A 19,063-nucleotide genomic window follows, 5' to 3' on the forward strand; every position below is an offset into this window, starting at 1 on the left:
CCGGACGTTGACCGGGGGAGCGGGTGGGGTGGCCTGTGCAGGGGATGCTACGGCAGATGGATACGGGACCGGTCGAAGACCCGGGAAAAGGAGGGTTATCCCCACCATGAGGGCTAGGGTGCCGCCTCACCGGACTCCGGACTTCGGTGTCGCGGCGGCGCGGCTCTGCGATGTGCTCCTGGCCCGTACCACCCCCGGTGCCACCGAGTGCGGCAGCAGGTCGTCAGGGTTCCGGGGGAGCAGCAGGTCCACCTCCGCCGCATCGCAGAAACGATACGGCCGGTGCTCCAGAAAGGCCCCGAGATACCGCCTGACACGGGACATCTCCGCACGCACCGTGACCGCCCGCGCGGGATCCCCGAACAGGTCGGCGGCCAGGTCGGCGGCCGAGCGGCCCGTGCGGTGGAGGGCGAGGAGGCAGAGCAACTCGGCGTGCCGCGGGCTCAGTTCATGGGACCAGGAACCCGTGTCACCGGACACCGTCACCGACCAGCGGCGCGGGTGCGCCACGTCCAGGGCCACGCGGGTGGCGCGCTCCGGCTCGGGCGTGTCCGCCGCGCGGATCAGCCAGCCGCCCGGCAGCGGCTCCACGGTGCAGGGCCCCAGTGTCGGCAGCAGACAGCGGCCGGGGGCGAGCGACTCGGGCAGGGCCACCCGGGCCACGTACGGCATCCCGGTCATCGCTGCCGTCCAGCCGTCCTTGTCCACGGCCAGTGCCCGGCCGCCGAGCCTGGCCAGCGGCGGCGCCGCCATCGCGCGCAGCCGGTCCAGCGCGGTCAGGTGCAGCTCGCGCAGCCGGGCCTCCGCGAGCTTGGCCACCGCGTTGACCCAGGCGAGCGTCGCCGGGTGCATCGTCTCCAGCGGGCCGCTGACGTCCACGACACCGATCAGACGGCCGTCGCGCGGGTCCGTGATCGGGGCGCCGGTGCACGTCCACGAGGTGTGGGAGCGCACGAAGTGCTCGGACGCGAAGACCTGCACGGGGCGCCGGGTCACCGCCGGGGTGCCCACGCCGTTCGTACCGACGACCCCCTCGCCCCAGTCCGCACCTGGCTCGAAACCCAGGCCGTCGGCCCTGCGCAGGACCGACGGGCTGCCCTCGCGCCACAGCACCCGCCCGTCCGCGTCCGCGACCACCATGATGTGCTGGGCGACGTTCGCGACCGACAGCAGGCCCTCCCGCAGCACCGGCAGCACATGCCTGAGCGGCGAGTCGCGGCGGCGCCGCTCGATCTCGCCAGGGCTGAGCGGAGCGGCCCGCACGTCGTGGTCGGGGTCGAGGCCGCCGCGCCGCACCCGCCCCCACGACGCCTCGATCACCGGGCGCGGCGGGACGGGCGCCCGCCGCCCCGACAGTGTCGCGCTGCGCACCTCGCTGAGTACGCGCGCCGCCTGCCCGACGTCCAGTGCGGCGAGCCGCGGGACGCCTTTCGCCGAGTGCGCCACTGGAATCCTCCCCCAAGGACCTGCCGCAGATGGTGGCTCGTTCGCCGTGGGGACCTCGAGGACTCTCGTCACCGGTGCGCCTCTACGGCTCACTCGCCGTGCCCGTCGACCGTTTCCGGCCAGTTGCGCCCGGTTGCGTGTGGACGGTGGTTCTCATACTGCCCTGTGTCCGAGATGGAGGGGCGCACTCCGGCCAACTCAGCGCGGCGAGTTTGCAACCCTCTGCAACCCTGGCGGACGTCCGCGGGGTGGTTGAAACTTGTGCAACGCCGTTTCGGCGGCGTCCGTGCTCCTCGAGGGGCCAGGAGAGCGGGGGTGGTGCCGTGTCGGCGCAGCACCACCCCCGCGTGGACGCCACCCGGCGACTCGCGATCGGTGTTGAGGCGGCCGGCGTCAGACGGCGGGTTGCGCCCGGTCCAGGCGTCAGACGGCGGGTTGCGCCCGGTCCAGGCGTCAGACGGCGGGTTGTGCCCGGTCCACCACCGCGGCCAGATCCAGGGTGTGCGGCAGCGTGCCGAAGGCCGTGCCCCAGTCGCCGCCCAGCCGGGACGCGCAGAAGGCGTCGGCGACCCCCGGCGGCGCGTACTGAACCAGGAGCACTCCCTGGAGCACCAGCGCCACCCGCTCCACCAGACGGCGCGCCCGTGCCTCGATGCCCTCCAGGTCCGCGAGTTCGGTGAGCAGGTTCTTGATCGCGCCGTCCAGCCGGTGGTCCGCGCCGCGTGCCCGGCCGACCTCGTGGAGGAAGGCGTTCAGTGCCTCCGGCTCGCGTTGTATGGCCCGCAGCACGTCGAGCGCCTGCACATTGCCCGCGCCCTCCCAGATCGAGTTCAGCGGCGACTCGCGCAGCAGCCGGGGCATGCCCCACTCCTCGACGTAGCCGTTGCCGCCGAGACACTCCGAGGCCTCGGCCACCACCGGGGTGCAGCGCTTGGTCACCCAGTACTTGGCGGCCGGCACCGCGAGCCGCAGGAACGCCCGCTCCTGCTCGCTCCCGTCGTCGTACGCCGCCGCCAGCCGCAGCGCCAGCGTCGTCGCCGCCTCCGACTCCAGGGCCAGATCCGCCAGCACATTGCGCATCAGCGGCTTGTCGACGAGCTTGCCGCCGAACGCCTCGCGGTAGGTGCAGTGGTGGATCGCCTGCACCACCGCCTGCCGCATCAGCGACGCCGAGCCGAGGACGCAGTCGAGCCTCGTGGCCGCGACCATCTCGATGATGGTCCGCACCCCGCGCCCCTCCTCGCCGACCCGGCGCGCCCACGTGCCGTCGAACTCGACCTCGCTGGAGGCGTTCGACCGGTTGCCGAGCTTGTCCTTGAGCCGCTGGATCATGAACACGTTCCGGGTGCCGTCCTCCAGCACACGCGGCACGAGGAAACAGGTCAGTCCTTCCGGTGCCTGCGCCAGCACCAGGAACCCGTCCGACATCGGCGCCGAGCAGAACCACTTGTGGCCCGTCAGCTCGTATGCCCCCTCCTCCGCGAGCGGCCGGGCCGCGGTCGTGTTCGCGCGGACGTCGCTGCCGCCCTGCTTCTCCGTCATCCCCATGCCGAAGAGCACACCGGCCTTCTGCTCGGCGGGGCGCAGCTCCTGGTCGTAGATCGTGGAGGTCAGCCGGGGCTCCCACTCGGCGGCGAGCGCCGGGTCCACGCGCAGGGCGGGCACGGCGGCGTGCGTCATCGACAACGGGCAGCCGTTGCCCGCCTCGACCTGCGTCCAGATCACGAACGCGGCCGCGCGCCGCACATGGCCGCCCGGCCGCGCCCAGGCCGCGGTCAGCCCTGCGGCGACACCCTTGCCGAGCAGCCGATGCCAGGCCGGGTGGTACTCGACCTCGTCGATGCGGTTGCCGTAGCGGTCGTGAGTCCGCAGTTTCGGTGGGTACTCATTGGCCTGGACACCCCACTCCTGCACCTGGGCGGAGCCGGCGCTGCGCCCGAACCCCGACAGATCGGCGCGGGCCTCGTCGAGGAGGGCGGGGTCCAGATGCCGCTCGACCGCTTCCACGAGGGCGCGGTCGGCGGTGAAGACGTCGTATCCGACCAGCGGCGGAGCCTGGTTGGTCACGGTGTGCGTGGTGGCTGCCATGGGGCGAACCTACCCCTCGGTACGCCCCGGGTCACCCGCACGGCAAAGGCGGGCGGCCCCGCCCTCCGGGAGGGCCCCACCGGGAGATGAGCGCGGGACCGGGAGGCGGATACCGTAAAGGCGTGCAGTCAGCAGCAAGTGAAACCCCCAAGCGGCCCTCCGGAGGCCGACTCCACCGGGCACGCGCCCTGTACCGGAACGTCTCCAAGCGCAGGACGGCCTGGCTGCTGCTGAAGGACACGGTCAACTCGTGCATTGAGTACCGCATCCTCGGTCTCGCGGCCGAGGCGGCGTTCTTCACGCTGCTGTCCGTGCCGCCGCTGCTGCTCAGCCTCATCGGGCTGCTCGGCTATGTCGACGCCTGGACCGGCGCCGACACCATCCAGAGCCTGGAGCGCAACCTCCTGGAGGCCTCCCGGACGGTCCTGTCCGACAAGGGGGTCACGCAGATCGCCCAGCCGATCCTGCACGACGTGATGAAGGGCGGCCGGCCCGACGTCATCTCGATCGGCTTCCTCTTCGCCCTGTGGTCGGGATCGCGGGCGGTGAACGTGTTCATCGACACGATCACGGTGATGTACGGGCTCGACGGCACCCGGGGGATCGTGAAGACCCGGCTGCTGGCGTTCGTCCTGTTCATCGTGGCACTGCTGATCGGCTCGGTCGCCCTGCCGCTGATGGTCGCGGGGCCGGACGCCGTGGTGAACGTGGTGCCGTGGTCCACGACGGTGGTCCAGATCCTGTACTGGCCGGTGGTCATCGTCCTGTCGATCGTCTTCCTGACGACCCTCTACCACGTGTCCGTGCCGGTGCGCTCCCCCTGGGTGGAGGACGTGCCCGGCGCCCTGGTGGCCCTCGCGATGTGGGTGCTGGGCAGCTTCCTGCTGCGCATCTACCTGACCCACACGATCGAGGGCCCGACCATCTACGGTTCGCTCGCCGCGCCCGTGGCCGTGCTGCTGTGGATCGGAGTGTCCGCCTTCGCGGTGCTGGTCGGCGCCGCCGTCAACGCGGCCATCGACCGGGTGTGGCCCGCCGCGGCGACGGCCGCGGCCCGCGCGGCGAACGCGCGGCTGCGGCAGGAGCAGGCCGCCGAGTACGTGGCCCGCGCGGCCGCGGCCCACGCCGCCGACCCCGACGACCCGGACATGCCCTCCGAGTTCCCGGAGCGCTGGTCCCGTTTCCTGCCCCCCGAGGACGTGACGTCACGCCTGCGGACGCATACGCGCACCGCGCCCGATCAGCCCGGGAAGAAGGGGGAGGGCGCGGGGGACTGACGGCCGCCGCACCGCGCGGGAGGGTGGCCTCGCGGAGCCGCTCCGGGCGTAGCCTGGCCCACGTGGCCGTTGACGAACACTCCGCGGTGCTCGCCCCGGCGTCCACGGCCCCCGGGTATGCCGAACGGGCCTCGCGGCTCGTGGGGGCGGTCGTCTGGACCAACACGCCGTCCGCCGTGGGCCGCCCCGTGTTGCCCGATGGCTGTATGGATCTGCTGTGGACCGAGGGCAGGCTGCTGGTGGCCGGTCCTGATACGCACGCGTACCACCCCGGGAGCTCACCCGCGCGCTGGGCCGGCGTCCGCTTCCACCCCGGCACCGCCCCCGCCCTGCTGGGCGTCCCGGCGCACGCGCTGCGTGACCAGCGGGTCGAGTTGGCCGACCTGCGGCCCGCCGCGGAGGTGCGCCGGCTCACTGGACGCGTGGACGCCGCCGCCGACCCCGCGCACGCGCTGGAGGAGATCGCCCTGGAGTGGGCCGCCAGGTCGCCGCGCCCCGACCCGCTGCTCCGGGCACTGGTCGCGGCCCTTGACGCGGGTCGCCCGGTCGCCGCCATCGCGGACCGACTCGGCCTGAGCGTAAGGCAGTTGCATCGCCGCTCGCTTGCCGCCTTCGGCTACGGGCCGAAGACGCTGGCGCGCGTCCTCCGGCTACAGCGGGCGCTCGCGCTGGCGCGCTCCGGGATGCCTCTCGCCGAGACCGCGGCTCGCGCGGGCTTCGCCGATCAAGCCCATCTTTCCCGCGACGTGAGGGAGTTGGCGGGGATGCCACTGGGTGAGCTACTGGCCCGGGGGTAGGTCGGCGAACAGGTCGACGCCGTTGCCGTCCGGGTCGTGCACCACCGCGTACCGCATGCCCCACACCGCGTCCCACGGCTTGAGTTCGCCGTGGTACCCGGAGCTCACCAGGTCCCTGTAGACGCCGTCGACCTCGGCGGGGGAGTCGCAGCGGAAGGCGAGGGAGACCCGGCCGCCGCCGGACGGCGGCCTCCAGCCGGGGTGGAAGGAGCGGATGATCTCCTCCGTGTCCAGGGCCAGCCGCAGCCCGCCGGGCAGCGCCGCCTCGACGTGTGGCTGGTCCTCGGCCCCCTCGGGAAAGACGAGTCCGAGGCGGCGGTAGAAGGCGAGGGAAGCGGCCAGGTCGGAGACGGCGAGGCCGATCACGGCGCATCGTGGAGTCGTACGAGTCATGCGGCCACCGTAGGCAGGCCGCCGGGACCGGGTCTTGAACGAATCGGACGTGGACCTCCGGACGGGCTTCGCACCTCGGTGGGACCTGTCCCTAGGCTCGGGCCATGTCCTTCCGTGTTCTGGTGTACACCCGGACCACCGGTTACCGGCACGACTCCATCCCGGACGCCGTCGCCGCCGTCCGCGCCCTCGGTGCCGCGTACGGGTTCGGTGTCGATGTCGGCGACGACCCCGGCCTCTTCGAGGAGCCCCTCGACGCGTACGCGGTCGTGGTCTTCCTGTCCACCAGTGGCGAGGTTCTGACGCCCGGGGGCCGTGCCCGGCTGGCGGCGTTCGTGGAGGGCGGCGGTGGTTTCGCGGGCGTGCACGCGGCCGCCTGCACCGAGGAGGACTGGCCTTACTACGGTGAGCTGTTGGGGGCCCGGTTCGCACGGCACCCCGCATACCAGCCGGGCAAGGTGCTGGTGGAGGACCGCGGTCATCCGGTGACCGCGCACCTGCCCGCCGTCTGGGACTTCACGGACGAGTGGTACGACTTCCGCTCCAGTCCCCGCGGCGGGGTGCGCGTTCTCGCCTCCGCGGACGAATCCTCGTACCAGGGCGGCGGGATGGGCGAGGACCATCCGCTCGTCTGGTGCCGCGGGCAGGGCGCGGGGCGGGTCTTCTACACGGCTCTCGGCCATGCCTGCGAGGCCTACGCGGACCCCGCCTTCCGTGCCCATCTGCTCGGCGGTATCCGTTGGGCGGCCCGGGCGGAGTAGAGCGGTGGATGCCGTCGCCGGGGTCCGGCCGGGTGGAAAGGGCGAGATGCCCGGTGGGGCGGGGATGTGATGAGACGCCCCGTCGGACGGGGAAGTGATGAGATGCGGTGAGTCGGGCAGGTGGGTCCCCGGGCGGTGAGGAGAGACCGTATGGAGCGTGCGGACGAGGCGACCACGGCGCCGGGGAACACGGCGGACCCCGTGGTCCGCACTCCCTACGGAGCCGTACGCGGACGGTACGAGAACGGGATCGCCGTCTTCCGCGGTATCCCCTTCGCCGCCCCGCCGTTCGGACCCCACCGTTTCCGCCCTCCCGTACCGCCCGAGCCCTGGCACGGGGTGCGGGACGCGGGCGCGTTCGGGCCGACGCCACCCAAACCGCCGTACTCGGAGTCCTTCGCCCGCTACCTGTCCGACCCGGTGGTCGAGGGCGAGGACTGCCTCAACCTCAACGTGTGGACACCGGCACCGGACCCGGGGGCCCGGCTCCCGGTCATGGTGTGGGTCCACGGCGGCGCGCTGACCCGGGGCTCCTCCGCCGTGCCCGTCTACGACGGCAGCTCCTTCGCCCGGGACGGCATCGTCCTCGTCTCCTTCAACTACCGCCTCGGCGTGGAGGGATACGGCCTGTTCCCGGACGCCCCGCCCAACCCCGGGCTGCGCGACCAGCTCGCCGCGCTGGAGTGGGTGCACGAGGCCGTCACCGCGTTCGGCGGGGACCCGGACCGCGTGACCGTCTTCGGCGAGTCCGCGGGCGCCATCAGCATCGGCGCGCTGCTGGCGAGCCCCCGTGCCCGGGGGCTTTTCCAGCGGGCCGTGCTGCAGAGTGGGCCACCCGAGTCGACGCAGCGGGACAAGGTACGGCGTTTGGTGCGGCGCATGGCGACCCGGCTGAAGGTGCCGGCCACCGCGGCGGCGTTCGCCGCCGTGGACCGCGCGCTGCTGGCCGAGACCCAGGCGGAGGTGGGCCGCCGGGCCAGCCCGATCCTCGGCGGCCCCGCCTTCGGGATCGTCGTCGACGGCGACCTGGTGCCCCGTGACCCGCTGGAGGCGCTGCTCGACGGCGCCGCCGGGGACGTGCCGCTGCTCCTCGGCTGGACCAGCGAGGAGTACCGGCTGTGGCTCGTACCCACCGGGCTGATCGAACGCATCGACAGGCTCGGCGCGGTGGCACTGGCCGGGGCGATGGCCCGCTGCCACTGCGGCCCCGAGGTGCCGCGCGGCTACCGCATCGCCCACCCGGACGCCCCGGTCTCCGACCTGGTGGGCCAGATGGTCACCGACCACCTGCTCCGGTTTCCGCTGCACCGGCTGGCCGGCTCCCGCACCGGCGGGGGTCGCGCCCCCTCCTACGTCTACGAGTTCGCCTGGCGCTCCCGCGTGCCCGGCCTCGGCGCCTGTCACGCCCTGGAGCTGGGCTTCGTGTTCGACAGCGCGGAGGTGCCGGAGTCGGCGAAACTGGCCGGCCCCGGCGCGCCCCGTGCACTCGCCCGCGAGATGCACACGGCGTGGGTGCGCTTCGCGAGGGACGGCGACCCGGGCTGGCCGGCCTGGGACACCACCCACCCCGTACGCGTCTTCGGCGGCGACGGCGCCCCCCTGGCCCACGGCCCCCGGGACGCGGAGATGGCGCTGTGGGAGGCGGCGTCCACCCGGCCGGAGGCCGCGCCCACCGCGTCCGGCGCGGGAAGCGGCACGCTCCTCAGGGGCGCGACTCCGCTGTCGGCCGTACGGCGCTTGCGTCGGCCCGGGGACACCCCCCGGCAGTGAGGCGTCAGGGACGGACGGGTGCGGCGGGGCCCGGGCCTACGCCCTCTCCGTCGACCTTCCCAGCGCGCCCGCGATCGACGTGATCGCCTCCGGGCCCACCCGGCAGCATCCGCCGATCAGCCGGGCCCCGGCCGCGCGCCAGCCCGTGACCTGGGCGGCGGTGAACGTGCTGCGGCCGTCCCAGGCGCGGGACCCGGCGTCCCACCTCTCACCGCTGTTCGGGTAGACCACCACCGGCTTGCCCGTCATCCGCGCGGCCGTCTCCACCGCGGCGTCCACGTCCTCGGGAGCGCAGCAGTTCACGCCGACCGCGATCACCTCGTCCGCGTCGGCGGCCAGGGCGAACGCCTCCCGAAGCGGCTGCCCGGCGCGCGTGCGGTCGCCGGAGACGCTGTACGACAGCCAGGCGGGGACGCCCAGACCGCGCACCGCCCGCAGCAGGGCCGTGGCCTCGTCCGCGTCGGGGACCGTCTCCAGGGCCAGCACGTCGGGACCGGCCGCGGCCAGCACCTCCAGGCGCGGGCGGTGGAAGGCCTCCAGCTCGGCGACGGTGAGTCCGTAGCGGCCCCGGTACTCGGAGCCGTCCGCGAGCATCGCCCCGTACGGGCCCACGGACGCCGCCACCCACAGCGGCCGCACGACGCCCCCGGCGCGCGCCCGCGCCGCCGCCTCGCGGGCCAGGCCGACGCTCAGGGCGAGCAGCCCGGCCGCGCGGCCATGGTCGATACCGCGCTTCGCGAAGCCTTGGAAGGTCGCCTGGTAGCTGGATGTGATCGCCACGTCCGCGCCCGCCTCGAAGTACGCCAGGTGCGCCTCGGTGATCGCCTCGGGCCGCTCCGCGAGCAGCCGCGCCGACCACAGCGCGTCGCTCAGGTCGTGCCCGGCGGACTCGAGCTGGTTCGACAGGCCGCCGTCCAGGACGACCGTCCCGGCGGCGAGGGCCTCGGCGAGGGTGGGAGTGGTCTTGCCGGCCATGACATGACGCTAACCGAAGGACGGGCGGACGCCCCGGCGCGTCCGGTAGGTGGGCAACCGGCCGGGCGGCCGTCCGTCGGTTTCGGACCCGAACTGATCCAGACGAAACCCCCTAGCCGACCCGGATGCCCACGATGCAGGTGTCGTCGTCGGTGTCCGACTTGCTGTACGTCAGGAGGCGGTCCAGTTGCTGGTCCAGCGTGGGGGGCACCATCCGCGCGGCGGTCAGCAGCTGGGCCAGGGACTCCTCCACGGAACGGTCACGGCGCTCGATCAGACCGTCCGTGTACATCAGCAGCGTGTCGTCGACGGCCAGCTGGACCTCGTGCTCCTCGTACACCGTGTCCGATACGACACCCAGCAGCATGCCCCTGACCAGGGGAAGCGGCGCCGCGTCGGTGCCGCGCACCAGGACGGGCGGCAGATGGCCCGCCCTGGCCCAGCGCAGGGTGTGGCGGTGCGGGTCGTACAGTGCGCAGACCGCGGTGGCGGTGACCGCGCCGGTCAGATGGTGGGCCACCATGTTGAGCCAGGACAGCAACTGGCCCGGCCCGGCGCCCGTCACGGCGAGCCCGCGCAGCGCGTTGCGCAGGACGACCATGCTCGTGGCCGCCTCGATACCGTGCCCCGCGACGTCGCCCACGCACAGCAGCACCAGCCGGGACGGCAGCACGACCGCGTCGTACCAGTCGCCGCCCACCAGCTGTTCCGTCTCGGCGGGCCGGTAGCGCACCGCCACCTGAAGGCCGTCGGCCTCCAGAGGGGCCTGCGTCGGCGGCATGATGGCGTGCTGCAGCTGGAGGGCGAGACGGTTGCGTTCACTCGCCTGCTGTTCGGTGTGCGCGAGCTGGTCGCGGGTCGCGGCGAGCGCGACCTCCGTCCAGTGCTGGGCGGAGATGTCCTGATAGGCGCCGCGCACGACGAACAGCCGCCCGTCGGAGTCGAGGACCGGTTCGGCCACCACGCGGATATGGCGGGTCACCCCGTCGGGGCGTTGCAGCCGGAAGGCCGTGGACGCCGACCGTCGGTGGTGGAGCAGGGTGCGCAGGAACCTGCCGATGGCGACGGCGTCGTCGGGGTGCGCGTGTGCGCTCAGTTCCTCCAGGGGCACCGGAAGGCTCGACGGGGACCTGCCGTAGAGGGCGAACAGCTGGCCGTTCCAGGTGATCTCGCCAGTGAGCAGATTCTCCTCGAAACCGCCGATGCGGCCGAGGCGCTGGGCGTGCTGGAGCAGACTCGCCAGACGGGCCGCCTCGTCCTCGATGCGCCAGATGAGCAGCACGCTGTTGGCGTGCCGGCTGATGCTGATGTCGGCGACCGCCGACAGCGGGACGTCACCCACCAGGGCGGTGAGCCTCATACGGTGGGCGCGGAAGGGCTCGCCCGTGGCGTAGACCCGCTCTATCCGGTCGAACAGCTCGGTGGGCCCGGCGGCCATCGGGTACGCCTCCAGCAGCAGCGCCCCGTTGATGACGCCCCGTGGGCGGCCCGCGGGGTCGAGGAAGCGGCTGTTGGCGTGCTGGATGCGGAAGTCGACGAGGTCCCCGTCGGCGTCGAGGTGCGGCACCAGTACCAGGGCGGGGTCGTGCAGCCCGTCCGCCAGGTCCATCAGCTCCGCGGCGTCCGGTACGACGCGGGGCTTCGCGTTCTCGTCGGGGCGCAGCCGCGCACCGGTCTCCAGGGTGTGGGCGCACAGCTCGGCCAGGGCCTCGATCTGACGGACGATCTGCGGCGGTTGCGGGTCCAGCGGCGCGGGCCAGGCGATCTCCAGCACCCCGTGGATGCGTCCACCGGTACCGGCGGGCAGGGCCACCCTTCCGCCGTCCGGGTGGTGGTGCTGGCCGATGGAGGGCAGACCGGTCTCGGACAGGGAGGCGATCCACTGTCCCGCTCGCTCGGCGAGACCGTGACGTGCCACGGTCGCCACGCCCGGGGGCACGTACCGCCAGCGGTCGGCCTCGGCCGCGGAGAAACCCGCGCTGCCCGCCAGCGTGAGGGAGCCGTCCGAACCCACGGCCCAGATGGCCACGGCCTCCGCGCCGAGCGGGGCCAGGGCGTGCTCCAGCAGGGAGTCGGCGACGGCCTGGGTGTCGTCGGCCGCCAGCGCGCCGCTCTCGGCGGCCCGCAGCCGTACGGCGGAGGACCGGTCCTCGCGCGAGCCCGGGTCCGCGGTGCCCTCCGGGCCGTCCTGGGCCGCCGCGACGGCCAGGAAGGCGGAGGTGACCTCCGAGAGCCGGTCGCGGGACGCCTGGTTGATGACCTCGACCGCGAATTCGAGCGGTGTCGCGCCCGCCTGCTCGGTCAGCTCGGCGAGTTGCCGGGCCGCTTGCGCGGGTCCGCAGCGCAACCGTTCCACCAGGATGCCCTTGGCGAGCTCGATCAGGGCCCGCCCGTCGGCCTCGGCGTGTGCCGCCAGCACCTCATGCCGTAGCCGTTCGACGGTGGCCGCCAGCCTTCCGACGGGCGAGGCGGAGGGCTGCGCCGCGTCGGCGCGCGCCCCGGCACCCGTCTGTGCGGTGCCGCCGTCCGGGCCGACGACGGCGGACTCCGAGCCGGCCGCGTGCGGGGCGGCGGGGCCGGAGTGCTCCCGGGTGGCGGGGAGGAGGCGGGGGCCGGCGGCGGTGAGCCTGGTGTCGGTGGCGGTCGGGGTGTCCGTCGCCGTCTCGGAGGCCGTCGGGTTCGTGGCCGCCGGATCCGTGGCCGCCCGGTCCTTGGCGGCCGGACCGGGGGCGGCCGGACCGGGGGCCGGGTGCGGCGCGGTGGGCTGCCCGGCCACCGGGGTGCCGGTCGTCGGCTCCACAGGTTCCCTCGGTTCGATGCCTGCCGGACCGGTGGAGGCCCGCTCGGGGGGCTGCTGGGGATTGCTCACGGTTGGCCTGTTCCTCGGCTGCTGGGGCGTCCGGGGACGCCATGCTGAGGGCGCCGGTGGGCGCCCGGTCGGCAGGTGCACACGGCGGGCGTCTCCTCTCAGGCGGGCAGCCAGCGTCGGACACAGGCGATGAGATCGTTGGTGTCGACGGGCTTGGTGACGTAGTCGTTGGCCCCGGACGCGAGGCTCTTCTCCTGGTCGCCCGGCATGGCCTTCGCGGTGACGGCGATGATGGGCAGGTCCGCGTACTGGGGCATCTTGCGGATCTCGGCCGTGGCGGCATAGCCGTCCATCTCGGGCATCATCACGTCCATCAGCACCACCGCGATGTCGGGGTGGGAAAGCAGCGTCTCGATGCCCTTGCGGCCGTTCTCCGCGTGCAGCACACGGAAGCCGTGCAGCTCCAGGATCCCGCTCAGCGCGAAGAGGTTGCGCGCGTCGTCGTCGACCACGAGCACCGTACGGCCGAGGAACGCGTCGTCCATCGGCTGCGTCGCCGCGTGCTGCGGCTCCTCGGCGCGGACCAGGGACAGCACGTCTCCCGGCTCCTCGGCGGACAGGTGCAGGGTGATGTGCTCGCGCAGCTCGTCCAGGCTGGACAGGAAGTCCAGCGGCCGGCCCCCGGAGCGGGACCGCAGGGCCTGCTCCTGGGCCAGGTCCACCCGGTGGCCGCTGTGCACGAGCACGGGCACGCTCGCCAGCGCGGAGTCGCCCTGCATCGCGTCCAGGAACCGCGGAGCCTCCCCGTCGGGCATGCCGAGTTCGAGGACGACGCAGTGGCACGGTTCGGCGGCCAGCGCGCTCGCCGCCTCCTGCGCCCCGATGGCGGTGATGATGTCGATCGCGCCGCGCGCGTCACCGGTGTCGCGGTCGTGCGCGATGTCCGAGACCGCGCTCTCCGCGACAAGGGTCAGCAGACCGCGTGGGCGCTCCTCGACGACCAGCAGCCTCCGCCGGCGCTGCCCGGGCACCGCCGGCGGCACGGAGGAGTCCGGATGCGGGGCGGGCACCACCTCGGAGGGCACCGCGGGGATGACCTGCTCCGACGGCCGGCCGCTGCCGTCCAGCAGCTCCTCGAAGTCGGCGCGCGCCACGGGCAGGTAGAGGGTGAACGTGCTGCCCTGGCCCGGTGTGCTGTCGACCGTGACGGCGCCGCCGAGCAGATGGGCGATCTCCCGGGTGATCGACAGGCCGAGGCCGGTGCCGCCGTACTTCCGGCTGGTCGTTCCGTCCGCCTGCTGGAACGCCCCGAAGATCGTCTCCAGTTGCTGTTGGGGGATGCCGATGCCGGTGTCCTTCACCCGGAAGGCCACGATGGTCCCGCCGCGGACGACGCCCTCGGGCACCTCCTTGTCGGCGGCCGGCTCGATGCGCAGCTCGACGCTTCCCTGCTCGGTGAACTTCACCGCGTTCGAGAGCAGATTGCGCAGGATCTGACGCAGCCGGGAGTCGTCGGTGAGCAGGTCGGCCGGAGCGCCCGGAGCCGTGGTCACCGTGAAGTCCAGGCTCTTCTGGGTGGTCATCGGGCGGAACGTCGCCTCGACGTACTCCAGCAGCTGCCGCAGCGAGACCCGTTCCGGGCTGACGTCCATCTTGCCCGCCTCCACCTTCGACAGGTCGAGGATGTCGTTGATCAGCTGGAGCAGGTCGGAGCCCGCGGAGTGGATGATGCCCGCGTACTCGACCTGCTTCGGGGTGAGGTTGCGCGAGGGGTTCTGGGCGAGCAGCTGGGCCAGGATGAGCAGGCTGTTCAGCGGGGTGCGCAGCTCATGGCTCATGTTCGCCAGGAACTCCGACTTGTACTTGGAGGCCAGCGCAAGCTCCTGGGCGCGGGTCTCCAGCTCCTGCCGGGCCTGTTCGATCTGGAGGTTCTTGGCCTCGATGTCGCGGTTCTGCGAGGCGAGCAGGGACGCCTTCTCCTCCAGCTCCGCGTTGGAGCGCTGGAGTTCGTCCTGCTGGACCTGCAGCTCCTCGGAGCGTGCCTGGAGTTCGGCGGTCAGCCGCTGGGACTCCTCCAGCAGCTCGTCGGTACGTGCGTTGGCCACGATGGTGTTGAGGTTGACGCCGATGGTGGGCATCAGCTGGCCCAGGAAGTCCAGGTGGATCTGGGTGAAGCGGGTGACCGAGGCCAGTTCGATGACGCCGAGCACCTGGTCCTCGACCACGATGGGCAGCACCGTCAGGGCGCTCGGCACGACCTGGCCGAGACCCGAGGAGATGGTCACGTACCCCGGAGGAAGCTCCTCCACGGTGATGGGGCGGCGGTTGCGCGCGGCCTGGCCGACCAGGGAGCGGCCGACGGGGATACGGGTGGGCCGTTCCTCGTCGTCCGGGAAGCCGTACGAGCCGACCAGCCGCAGTTCGGGCCGGCGCTCGGTGTCCTCCGCGAGGTAGAAGGCGCCGTACTGGGCCGACACCAGGGGCGTCAGCTCGTCCATGATCAGCTCGGCGACGACGGGCAGGTCTCGGTGCCCCTGCATCAGGCCGGAGATCCGGGCGAGGTTGGTCTTCAGCCAGTCCTGCTCCTGGTTGGCCCGCGTGGTCTCGCGCAGGGACTCCACCATGGAGTTGATGTTGTCCTTGAGCTCGGCGACCTCGCCGGAGGCCTCCACGGTGATCGAGCGGGTCAGATCGCCCTCGGCGACCGCGCTCGCGACCTCGGCGATGGCGCGGACCTGCCGGGTGAGGTTCCCGGCCAGCTCGTTGACGTTCTCCGTCAGCCGCTTCCAGGTGCCCTCGACGCCTTCCACCTCGGCCTGCCCGCCGAGCCGCCCCTCGCTGCCGACCTCCCGCGCCACGCGGGTGACCTCGGCGGCGAACGACGAGAGCTGGTCGACCATCGTGTTGATGGTGGTCTTGAGTTCGAGGATCTCTCCGCGGGCGTCGACGTCGATCTTCTTCGACAGGTCGCCGTTGGCCACCGCGGTCGTCACCAGCGCGATGTTGCGCACCTGGCCGGTGAGGTTGTTGGCCATCGAGTTGACGTTGTCCGTGAGGTCCTTCCACGTGCCCGCCACGTTGGGCACGTGCGCCTGGCCGCCGAGCCGCCCCTCGGTGCCGACCTCGCGGGCGACGCGGGTGACCTCGTCGGCGAAGGCGGAGAGTGTGTCGACCATGGTGTTGATGACGTCCGCGAGGGCCGCGACCTCGCCCTTCGCCTCGACGGTGATCTTCTGCGACAGATCGCCGCGCGCCACGGCGGTGGCGACCTGCGCGATGGAGCGGACCTGGCCGGTCAGGTTCGACGCCATCACGTTGACGTTGTCCGTGAGGTCCTTCCACGTGCCCGACACGCCCCGGACGATGGCCTGTCCGCCGAGGTTGCCCTCGGTGCCGACCTCGCGGGCGACGCGGGTGACCTCGTCGGCGAAGGCGGAGAGCTGGTCGACCATCGTGTTGATGGTGTTCTTGAGTTCGAGGATCTCGCCGCGGGCGTCGACGGTGATCTTCTGGGAGAGGTCGCCCTGGGCGACCGCCGTGGCCACCTGGGCGACGTTGCGGACCTGCGCGGTGAGGTTGCCCGCCATGAAGTTGACGGAGTCGGTGAGGTCGCGCCAGGTGCCCTTGACACCCTTGACGTCCGCCTGGCCGCCGAGCCGCCCCTCGGTGCCGACCTCGCGGGCGACGCGGGTGACCTCGTCGGCGAAGGCGGAGAGCTGGTCGACCATCGTGTTGATGGTGTTTTTGAGTTCGAGGATCTCTCCGCGGGCGTCGACGGTGATCTTCTGGGAGAGGTCGCCCTGGGCGACCGCCGTCGTCACCTGGGCGATGTTGCGGACCTGGGAGGTCAGGTTGCCCGCCATGAAGTTGACGGAGTCGGTGAGGTCGCGCCAGACACCGCCGACGCCGGGCACCTGGGCCTGACCGCCGAGCCGCCCCTCGCTGCCGACCTCCCTGGCGACCCGGGTGACCTCGGCGGCGAACGACGAGAGCTGGTCGACCATCGTGTTGACGGTCTCCTTCAGCTGGAGGATCTCGCCGCGCGCGGGCACGTCGATCTTCTGCGAGAGATCTCCCTTGGCCACCGCCGTCGCCACCTGGGCGATGTCGCGGACCTGGGTGGTCAGGTTGCCCGCCATGGCGTTGACGGAGTCGGTCAGGTCGGCCCAGGTGCCGGAGACCCCGGGCACCTCCGCCTGGCCGCCGAGCGTGCCCTCGGTGCCCACCTCGCGCGCCACACGCGTCACCTCGGAAGTGAACACGGACAGCTGGTCCACCATGCCGTTGAAGACGGTGGCGATGTCGCCGAGCAGGCCCTCGCCGTCGGACGGCAGCCGTGTGCCGAAGTCGCCGTCCCGTACCGCGGTCAGTCCGGCCAGCAGCTGCCGCAGCTCCTGCTCGCCCGGAGCCCGCCGTGCGGTCTCGGTCGTCTTGCTGGTCATGCGCACCCTCGTTCCGCTCCCCAGGAGTCCCCACGCCGAGGACTCGGAACCGCGCCGGGTCCATGGCCGGCCCCATTCATCGCCCCCGCATTTCCGCAGTTCACGGACTGCCCGATGAGAAAATCGGTCGCAGGGTAACTCAGTTGTCGTGCGACAACCAAAGTCTCGCGCAAAGATCTCAGCCGGTCGCGTCGGTAGGCGAGAAGTGCGCATGCCGACGGCGATCGGGGGTACTGAGGAAAGTTTGCCGCCGATACCGTGGGCGCGATCGTGCTTTCACGGTGATTCCGGCAATGGGGCAAGGCCCGCCGGACCCGTTGACCTCTTCCCGGGACGCCCTTACCTTTTCAGCGTTCGGTGTGACGGATTTGGTTCGAAATATCGAACACTCCTGCCCCTGTGCCACACCGACGTGACCACACGCACGCGTCCGTTCACGGTGTGCGGTGCATTTGGGTCTGGTGTGTGACGCCCTGGTGGCGCAGGATTTGATACCGGAGGGTCTTTCACGTTAGCCGTGGGACTCCGACGCGCGGGGCGAGCGCGCCGCCGCGCCCCCCGCCCGCAAGCCCCTGGGGCGTCCCGACCGGAACCGGGGCGCCCCAGGTCCTGTCGCCTCTCCGCGCTGTGGACCGGCAGGCCACGTCGCACCGGAGATCAGCCGTCGGCCTTCTTCTTCTCGCGGGGCCAGTGTTCCAACGCCGTGTGCAGAGCCTCGACGGCCTGGTCCCAGGACGCCTGTACGTCCCTCGGGGCGCCGAAGCCGCCGCTCGCCTCCAGGGCGCAGTAGCCGTGGAAGGTGCTCCGCAGCAGGCGGACGGCGTCGGTGAGGTCGGGCTCGTCGAGGCCGTAGCCGCGGAGCATGCCGCAGGTGATCTCGGCGGTGCGGCGCAGGGCGGGGGAGTCGGCGACGAGGGACTGGTCGATGCGGATCTGGGCGGCCGCGTACCGGCCCGGGTGATTCAGCGCGTACTCCCGGTAGGCGCCCGCGAAGGCGGCCAGCGCGTCCCTGCCGGCCCGCCCGGCGACGGCCGCCGCGATGCGGTCGATCATCTCCGCGCCCGCCAGCAGAGCCAGGCGTGTCCGCAACTCGCCCAGGTTCCTGACGTGCGAGTACAGGCTCGCGTCCTTCACCCCGAACTGCCGCGCCAGGGCGGACAGGGTGAGCTTGTCGAAGCCGACGTCGTCCGCGAGCTCGGCGGCGGCCGCGACGATCCGTTCGACGGTGAGACCGGCACGGCCCATGGCCAGCTCCTTGCCTAGGCGAGGCGGCCGGGGTCGTGCGTGGCGAACCCTACGAACTCCTCCCACGCGGTGGTGGTGAGGGCGAGCCGGGGGCCGGCGGGGTTCTTGGAGTCGCGGACGTGGATGGCGGTGGGGCCGGTGGCCACCTCGACGCAGTCGCCGTCACCGCTACTGCTGTAGCTGCTCTTGAACCAGGCCAGTTCGGTGGTGCTCATAGCGCTCCTCGCATCCGTTCGAGCAGGCTCCGGGAGTCGCCCGGGGAGAGAGCCTGTGAGCGCAGTTTCGCATAGCGCATGTGGAGCACACTGATTGCTTTCGGGTCCGCGACGAACTGGCCGCTTCGCTGTCCTTCGCAGTACCCGAACCACTCGTTCTCCGGGGTTTCCAGCAGTTGGATGGGACCGGCCAGCCCCGCATGGGCGCCGAGTGACATGGGGAGCAACTGGAGCTCCACGTTACGGGCCTTCGTAATCTCCAGGATGCGGCAAATCAGCTCGCGAGTGATGTCCCGCCCGCCGGTGCACCGTTGGATGACGTACTCCTCCACGACGAAGCTGAACGCCGCGTCGGGTCGGTCGGTCAACAGGCGCTGTCGTTCCTCGCGCGCGGCGAGCTGGGCCTCGATCTGAGAATCCGTGAGTACAGGCACGCGCTCGTCGAACAGCACCCGCGCATACGCCTCCGTCTGCAAAAGCCCCGGCACCAACCGGCTTTCGAACGTGTACAGACTGATCGCCTGCTCCTCCAGCTCCGCCCACTGCCGGAACCAGGACGCCAGCCCCTTCTCCCGCCCGACGTGCTTGTAGGCCCCCTTCAATGCCCCGAACGCGTCCAGCACCTCTTCCGCGCGCTCCACGAAAACACGTGGCGGGAAGCGCCGTCCCTGCTCGATCGACGCGACCGTCGACGGCTGGTACCGCACCAGCGGCGCGTACTCCTCCTGTGTGAGTCCCGCGCGCTTGCGGAAGGCCTTGTGGACCGCCCCGAAGCCTTTCAGACTGTCGGACGACCCCGGCTCGTTCGTGGTGCCGATGGTGCTGTCGGTCATGGCGCGAACCCC

The 19,063-nt window shown here is 72.2% G+C and carries 13 protein-coding genes; 4 read left to right on the top strand and 9 right to left on the bottom strand.

All coding sequences use genetic code 11. The features are described 5' to 3' along the window. Positions 1-126: 126 nt before the first annotated feature. Entirely contained in the window at positions 127-1,446 is a 1,320-nt protein-coding gene (locus ABZ823_RS21035; RefSeq protein ID WP_361662309.1) for a GAF domain-containing protein, read from the bottom strand. A 453-nt stretch (positions 1,447-1,899) separates the two neighbouring features. Beyond that, positions 1,900-3,534, bottom strand: a complete 1,635-nt coding sequence (locus ABZ823_RS21040) for an acyl-CoA dehydrogenase family protein (RefSeq protein ID WP_361662312.1) — start codon at positions 3,532-3,534, stop codon at positions 1,900-1,902. A 122-nt stretch (positions 3,535-3,656) separates the two neighbouring features. On the opposite strand from ABZ823_RS21040, the gene ABZ823_RS21045 reads away from it, so the two are divergent. Further along, on the top strand, positions 3,657-4,811 hold the full coding sequence (locus ABZ823_RS21045; protein WP_361662315.1) for a YihY/virulence factor BrkB family protein: 1,155 nt from the start codon (positions 3,657-3,659) through the stop codon (positions 4,809-4,811). A gap of 62 nt (positions 4,812-4,873) precedes the next feature. Then, positions 4,874-5,608 (top strand): helix-turn-helix transcriptional regulator, encoded by a 735-nt coding sequence (locus ABZ823_RS21050; RefSeq protein WP_361662319.1) that lies wholly within the window; start codon positions 4,874-4,876, stop codon positions 5,606-5,608. Here the strand turns inward: ABZ823_RS21050 and ABZ823_RS21055 are convergent. Further along, complete coding sequence (locus tag ABZ823_RS21055; protein ID WP_361662322.1) at positions 5,591-6,001, bottom strand: VOC family protein; 411 nt, start codon at positions 5,999-6,001, stop codon at positions 5,591-5,593. The two genes, ABZ823_RS21050 and ABZ823_RS21055, sit on opposite strands and share 18 nt — an antisense overlap. 104 nt (positions 6,002-6,105) lie before the next feature. Here ABZ823_RS21055 and ABZ823_RS21060 point away from each other — a divergent pair, with 104 nt between their 5' ends. Further along, positions 6,106-6,762 carry a ThuA domain-containing protein gene (locus ABZ823_RS21060; protein ID WP_361662324.1) on the top strand — a complete coding sequence of 219 codons (657 nt, stop codon included), beginning with the start codon at positions 6,106-6,108 and terminating at the stop codon, positions 6,760-6,762. Between the two features lie 150 nt (positions 6,763-6,912). Then, entirely contained in the window at positions 6,913-8,532 is a 1,620-nt protein-coding gene (locus ABZ823_RS21065) for a carboxylesterase family protein (protein ID WP_361662327.1), read from the top strand. 36 nt (positions 8,533-8,568) lie between these two features. Here ABZ823_RS21065 and mmuM read toward each other — a convergent pair whose 3' ends face one another. The 6 genes from mmuM to ABZ823_RS21095 all read right to left on the bottom strand — a co-directional run bounded on the left by mmuM (position 8,569) and on the right by ABZ823_RS21095 (position 19,051). Then, positions 8,569-9,507, bottom strand: coding sequence for a homocysteine S-methyltransferase (mmuM, locus tag ABZ823_RS21070; protein WP_361662330.1), 939 nt, complete (start codon positions 9,505-9,507; stop codon positions 8,569-8,571). 112 nt (positions 9,508-9,619) lie between these two features. After that, the gene (locus ABZ823_RS21075) at positions 9,620-12,376 is read right to left on the bottom strand and encodes a SpoIIE family protein phosphatase (protein WP_361662333.1); all 2,757 of its coding nucleotides are present in this window, start codon (positions 12,374-12,376) and stop codon (positions 9,620-9,622) included. Between the two features lie 98 nt (positions 12,377-12,474). After that, positions 12,475-16,758, bottom strand: a complete 4,284-nt coding sequence (locus ABZ823_RS21080) for a HAMP domain-containing protein (protein ID WP_361662336.1) — start codon at positions 16,756-16,758, stop codon at positions 12,475-12,477. 657 nt (positions 16,759-17,415) lie between these two features. Further along, a complete protein-coding gene (locus ABZ823_RS21085; RefSeq protein WP_361662339.1) occupies positions 17,416-18,003 on the bottom strand; it encodes a WHG domain-containing protein in 588 nt (195 codons plus the stop codon). Between the two features lie 14 nt (positions 18,004-18,017). Further along, complete coding sequence (locus tag ABZ823_RS21090) at positions 18,018-18,218, bottom strand: DUF397 domain-containing protein (RefSeq protein WP_361662342.1); 201 nt, start codon at positions 18,216-18,218, stop codon at positions 18,018-18,020. Continuing rightward, positions 18,215-19,051: a helix-turn-helix transcriptional regulator gene (locus ABZ823_RS21095; RefSeq protein ID WP_361662345.1), complete on the bottom strand. Its 837-nt coding sequence runs from the start codon at positions 19,049-19,051 to the stop codon at positions 18,215-18,217. The genes ABZ823_RS21090 and ABZ823_RS21095 overlap by 4 nt, the downstream gene beginning before the upstream one ends. Positions 19,052-19,063 lie beyond the last annotated feature (12 nt).

It is taken from the genome of Streptomyces sp. NPDC047079 (genome assembly GCF_040643755.1).
GTDB lineage: Bacteria > Actinomycetota > Actinomycetes > Streptomycetales > Streptomycetaceae > Streptomyces.

Bases quoted from the DNA above. Each gene is read 5' to 3' on its own strand.
- ABZ823_RS21040 (WP_361662312.1), bottom strand. From the start codon at position 3,534: ATGGCAGCCACCACGCACACCGTGACCAACCAGGCTCCGCCGCTGGTC.
- ABZ823_RS21055 (WP_361662322.1), bottom strand. From the start codon at position 6,001: ATGACTCGTACGACTCCACGATGCGCCGTGATCGGCCTCGCCGTCTCC.
- ABZ823_RS21060 (WP_361662324.1), top strand. From the start codon at position 6,106: ATGTCCTTCCGTGTTCTGGTGTACACCCGGACCACCGGTTACCGGCAC.
- ABZ823_RS21065 (WP_361662327.1), top strand. From the start codon at position 6,913: ATGGAGCGTGCGGACGAGGCGACCACGGCGCCGGGGAACACGGCGGAC.
- mmuM (WP_361662330.1), bottom strand. From the start codon at position 9,507: ATGGCCGGCAAGACCACTCCCACCCTCGCCGAGGCCCTCGCCGCCGGG.
- ABZ823_RS21080 (WP_361662336.1), bottom strand. From the start codon at position 16,758: ATGACCAGCAAGACGACCGAGACCGCACGGCGGGCTCCGGGCGAGCAG.
- ABZ823_RS21085 (WP_361662339.1), bottom strand. From the start codon at position 18,003: ATGGGCCGTGCCGGTCTCACCGTCGAACGGATCGTCGCGGCCGCCGCC.
- ABZ823_RS21090 (WP_361662342.1), bottom strand. From the start codon at position 18,218: ATGAGCACCACCGAACTGGCCTGGTTCAAGAGCAGCTACAGCAGTAGC.
- ABZ823_RS21095 (WP_361662345.1), bottom strand. From the start codon at position 19,051: ATGACCGACAGCACCATCGGCACCACGAACGAGCCGGGGTCGTCCGAC.